The organism is Phormidium pseudopriestleyi FRX01, from assembly GCF_017313335.1.
In the GTDB taxonomy this organism is placed as follows: Bacteria; Cyanobacteriota; Cyanobacteriia; order Cyanobacteriales; family Laspinemataceae; genus Laspinema; species Laspinema pseudopriestleyi.
This window is the reverse complement of record NZ_JAFLQW010000292.1, coordinates 1-4,712: the sequence shown is the minus strand read 5'-3', so window position 1 is coordinate 4,712 and position 4,712 is coordinate 1. Positions and strand designations below refer to the sequence as shown.

The 4,712-nt window shown below is 47.8% G+C and carries 4 protein-coding genes and 1 pseudogene; 3 read left to right on the top strand and 2 right to left on the bottom strand.

Annotation, left to right across the window (positions count from 1 at the left end):
• Window positions 1–191: 191 nt before the first annotated feature.
• The gene (locus J0895_RS10980) at window positions 192–1,778 is read left to right on the top strand and encodes a glucose-6-phosphate isomerase (RefSeq protein WP_207088137.1); all 1,587 of its coding nucleotides are present in this window, start codon (window positions 192–194) and stop codon (window positions 1,776–1,778) included.
• 93 nt (window positions 1,779–1,871) lie between these two features.
• Window positions 1,872–2,585: a response regulator transcription factor gene (locus J0895_RS10975; RefSeq protein WP_207088136.1), complete on the top strand. Its 714-nt coding sequence runs from the start codon at window positions 1,872–1,874 to the stop codon at window positions 2,583–2,585.
• 218 nt (window positions 2,586–2,803) lie between these two features.
• On the opposite strand, the gene J0895_RS10970 is transcribed toward J0895_RS10975, so the two are convergent.
• On the bottom strand, window positions 2,804–3,226 hold the full coding sequence (locus J0895_RS10970; protein WP_207088135.1) for a DoxX family protein: 423 nt from the start codon (window positions 3,224–3,226) through the stop codon (window positions 2,804–2,806).
• 235 nt (window positions 3,227–3,461) lie between these two features.
• Between J0895_RS10970 and J0895_RS10965 the strand changes: the two are divergent.
• Window positions 3,462–4,185 (top strand): annotated as a pseudogene (locus tag J0895_RS10965) (DUF72 domain-containing protein).
• Window positions 4,186–4,292: 107 nt separating this feature from the next.
• Here J0895_RS10965 and J0895_RS10960 read toward each other — a convergent pair.
• Window positions 4,293–4,712, bottom strand: a 420-nt coding sequence (locus tag J0895_RS10960) for a hypothetical protein (protein WP_207088134.1), incomplete at its 5' end; no start/stop codon positions are given.

Below are 4,712 nucleotides of genomic sequence, written 5' to 3'. Positions count from 1 at the left end.
CAATGGTACTGCCAATATCCTTCGCAAAGTCAAGGGAAAGTTCAAACTAGATTTGAGCGGACTTATTAGAGGCGTCTTGACAGCGCCCATCAGAATTAGGCTGTGTTCTAATGCTGTGCAAGAATCCCCATGTCTTTAGACTGAGGAGTGTCAATTGTGTGTGGTGAAACAAAGATAAGTAGAGAGTTGTTATGGATGCTCGATCACTGTGGAAACGATATCAGGACTGGCTCTATTATCATGAAGGGCTAGGACTGTACCTGGATATCAGTCGAATGAGATTTGATGATGCCTTCGTCGAATCGATGAAACCTAAGTTTGCTCAAGCCTTCGAGGACATGAAGGCCCTAGAAGCCGGGGCGATCGCCAATCCCGATGAAGAGCGGATGGTGGGTCACTATTGGTTACGAAATCCGGACATTGCACCCACCCCAGAACTCAAACAAGAAATCCTCGAAAACCTCAGCCATATCGAGGAGTTTGCCCAAAAAATTCACACCGGAACGATCCACCCTCCCAGCGCTGCCAAATTTACAGACATTCTCTCCATCGGCATTGGCGGATCGGCCCTCGGACCCCAATTCGTCTCCGCAGCCCTGGCCCCCGAATCTGCACCTCTGGGAATTCACTTCATTGACAATACCGACCCGGCTGGGATCGATGCCTTGTTAAATCACATCAAAGACCGTCTGGGAACGACCCTGGTCCTGGTAATCTCTAAATCCGGCACCACCCCAGATACCCGCAATGGCATGATTGAGGTCCAAAAAGCCTTTGAAAGCATGAATCTCAAGTTTGCCGGTCATGCCGTTGCCATTACCGGCCATGATAGCGCCCTGGAAAAACAAGCCCAGAAAGAAGGCTGGATTGATATTTTCCCCATGCATGATTGGGTTGGAGGACGCACCTCGGAACTCTCTGGGGTGGGGTTAGTCCCGGCAGCTTTGCAGGGCATTGATATTCAGGGTATGCTGGCTGGGGCCAAAGAAATGGATGATGCCACTCGCCAACCGGACCTCAAGGGCAATCCAGCCTCACTGCTGGCCCTCTCCTGGTACTTTGCAGGCAATGGACGGGGGGAAAAAGATATGGTGGTGTTGCCTTATAAAGACAGCCTGTTGCTCTTTAGCCGCTATCTGCAACAGTTGGTGATGGAATCCCTGGGTAAGGAGAAAGATTTAGCTGGCAATACCGTCTATCAGGGGATTGCTGTTTACGGAAATAAGGGGTCTACGGATCAGCACGCTTATGTTCAACAACTGCGGGAGGGAGTGCCGAATTTCTTCCTAACCTTTATTGAAGTTTTAGAAGACCGTCAGGGCCATTCCCCGAATGTAGAACCGGGAATCACTACGGGAGATTATTTGTTAGGGTTTTTGTATGGAACTCGGGAGGCGATTTATGGCAATCAGCGCGATTCCATTTCGGTTACTATTCCCCAGGTTAATCCGCGCATTGTGGGGGCTTTGATTGCGCTGTACGATCGCGCGGTTGGGTTATATGCCTCTTTGATTAACGTCAATGCCTATCATCAACCCGGGGTTGAAGCGGGTAAAAAGGCAGCTTCTGAGATTCTCCACCTCCAAACCCGAATTATTGAGGTGATTACGGCGGAAGGGAAACCGTTATCCCTGGAGGATTTGGCCCAGAAAGCCGATGCGAGCGATCGCATTGAAATGATTTATAAAATCCTGCGCCATCTCCATGCCAATGGAAGGCAAGTGAATCTGTCAGGTAATTTGGCCCAACCTGCCAGCTTAAGTGTCAGTGCTCGTTAAATCGAGTTGGCCTGACCTTGGATTTGACCTACGCTAGAAGTATAGACGCTACTCGGTAGCGTCTATACTTGTTCAGTTCCCCCTGTAGACCCTATGCCCTTGACGATTCTGATTGTTGATGACGATCCCGCTATTCGTCTGTCTATCTGCCATTATTTGGAGCAGTGCGGTTACTCTGCGATCGCGGCTCAGAATGGTCAAGAGGGTCTTTTGAAATTAGAAGAATTTCAACCTCAGTTACTGGTAACGGATATTATCATGCCGGAGATGGATGGGTATGAATTGGTCAAGCGCGTTCGCCAAAAACCCGCTTTACGGTTGTTACCTGTGATTTTTTTAACGGCGCGCACCAGTACCCCGGAACGGATTTTAGGGTATCAACTCGGCTGCGATTTGTATTTACCGAAGCCGTTTGATTTGGAGGAACTCGGTGCAGTGATTCGCAATTTATTAGAGCGATCGCAGCTCATCCAGTCCCAATGGCGATTTAATTCCGATGACTCCCCCTCTCCCCCTGCGGAACCCCCCAAAAAACCGCCATCTTCCGGCGATTCTCTCCCGGCTAGTTTCAATCCAGGAACTACGGGATTAACCGCACAAAAGTCAGAGTTTGCTATTTCTTTAACTCCGAGAGAACGAGATGTTTTAGATTTACTAGCTGAAGGTCTTTCTAATGCCCAAATTGGCGCTAATCTCCACTTGAGTCCGCGCACGGTGGAAAAATATGTGAGTGCGCTGTTGAGAAAAACGGAAACCAGCAATCGCGCTGGACTTTTGCGTTTTGCGATCGAGCATCACTTGGTTTAAAGAACTCCACAAAATAAAATATCTAAAAAACCCGCAGGCTGAAGCCTGGGGCTATACGGACGAAGCGGTGCCTGCGCGGGCTGAAGAGGGACGTAGGAGTTTTAGAATCGGGTTTGGTACAATCCCTGCGGGAATTCAAACATCAGCTATAGAATCAATTTATCAATCCTTTCGCCTACGCTCCTGGGTAGAGTTCGCCAGCAACCCCAGGACTATAATTATTCTTTAAAAGCGCCCAGTTGTTCATCGGGTTTTTGAGTGTACCACCAAGCCCAAGCAATTAGTACAGCCTGAAAAGGTAGTCTAGCCCAGTAAAGCCAAGGATGATGAGGAATGCCTTCAATGGGAATACTATTAATCGCCTGATTGATATTAGCGGGAAAAACTGCAACAAACAGAGCAATCAGTCCCCAGGCAGCCGCAACACTTACAAAGGGAATCAGTAAGCCAATTCCTCCTAAAATCTCGAAAAATCCACTAATGTAGACCAACTCAGTCGGGTAAGGTAATTGAGGCGGCATAATTTTGACAAATTGAGCGGGTTCAGTAAAGTGTGTAATGCCTACTAAAATGATGGCGATCGATAAGACAACCCGAAAAATTTCTTTAAGCCGATTGGGCGTATTTTTGTGTGAAGTCATAGCGTCAGAGATAGAACTTACCCTAACCTTAGCAATCTTTGTCTATCTTTACCTCTACCTTGAGTATTATTACAGAGGTTATAAAACTGTAGAAACGGGTAAGAGCAGCACCCTGAACTAAGAATTGGAGCGGTCACTTGTTCTTCTGTAACCAGTCACAATCGAAACGCGCTTCCTAAAAAAAGTAAAAATTTAAAATTCACACACCAACATAATTTGCGTTGGAGTAAAGGCGATGACCGTTTGCATCAGCACTTCAGGTTGGAGTTACCAACATTGGGAAGGTGTGCTTTATCCCTACCCGTTAGCGCCGCGTTCCAGGCTAGATTACTATATCCAGCACTATCAAACCGTCGAAGTTAACAGCACTTACTATCGATGGCCCCCAGATGCGACCTTTACTAACTGGCAGCACCGCCTCCCTCCGGGATTTCTGATGACTGTAAAAGCGCCCCGGGGGTTAACGCACTCCCAGCGCCTTTATTCGCCAGAGAACTGGCTGGCACGGATAGCCAAGGGACTCGAATGCCTGGGCGATCGCCTGGGTATTCTGCTTGTCCAACTTCCTCCCCAGTTCGGCTGCGACTTGGCCCGCCTCGCCTACTTTTTAGAACAAATACCTCCCTGGATCAGAGTGGCGATCGAATTCCGACACCCAAGCTGGCACATAGAAGAGGTATTTTCGCTCCTAGAACGCTTTGGAGTCGCTTACTGCACACCTACCCTGCATCCTCCGCGCCACAGCACCTTTCGTCTATGTACGGCTTCACGGCCCGGATCCCCACGCCCTTTACGGTAGTTCCTACTCAGATGAGGATTTGTCCTGGTGAGCTTCCCGTCTTGGCGAGTGGGAAAGTCAGGGGCACAGCGCCTTCGTCTATTTCAACAACGACGGCGATGGAAATGCAGTGAGGAATGCTTCTCAGTTAAAAACTTTTGTGGAGAACCGGACTTTTTGACGATGCAACAGCGACGAGGTTATCGGGTTCGTTGGGAGTTGAGCGATCGGGTTAGTAATGAACAAAAGAACCATTCTTGTTTATTACTAAATTGAGTGTCCTCTTTGTCATTGATTTCCGTATAATTCAACGTCTATTACTATAGCACTGGTTCTCTGGTTGCTCAAATTAAGTTCTCTACAAATAATTCCATAGATATGGGTAGGAAATCCTCCCTCAAAACGCCATCTTATACCTCCGTCTTCCATTATCGCAGTACCTGCAATATTTGGATATTGATAACCCAGCTTATGTTTTACGATATATGCTGAAAGTTGCTTACTGCGTGTAAAATTTAGAGGGCGCATATCTGCTAATAGTCGATACAGCTCATCAGCCTCCACTTTGCTTAAATTATGTCGTCTAGCTAGTATTACAATTTCATGGTTTCGGAGAGCTTCTGCTTGTCTGCGCTGCTCCTCTTCTGCTTGTCTGCATTGCTCCTCTTCTGCTTGCTTGCGTTGCTCCTCTTGTGCTTGTCTGCGTTG

Coding starts and splice junctions, on each gene's coding strand:
- J0895_RS10980 (WP_207088137.1), top strand. CDS start 192: ATGGATGCTCGATCACTGTGGAAACGATATCAGGACTGGCTCTATTAT.
- J0895_RS10975 (WP_207088136.1), top strand. CDS start 1,872: ATGCCCTTGACGATTCTGATTGTTGATGACGATCCCGCTATTCGTCTG.
- J0895_RS10970 (WP_207088135.1), bottom strand. CDS start 3,226: ATGACTTCACACAAAAATACGCCCAATCGGCTTAAAGAAATTTTTCGG.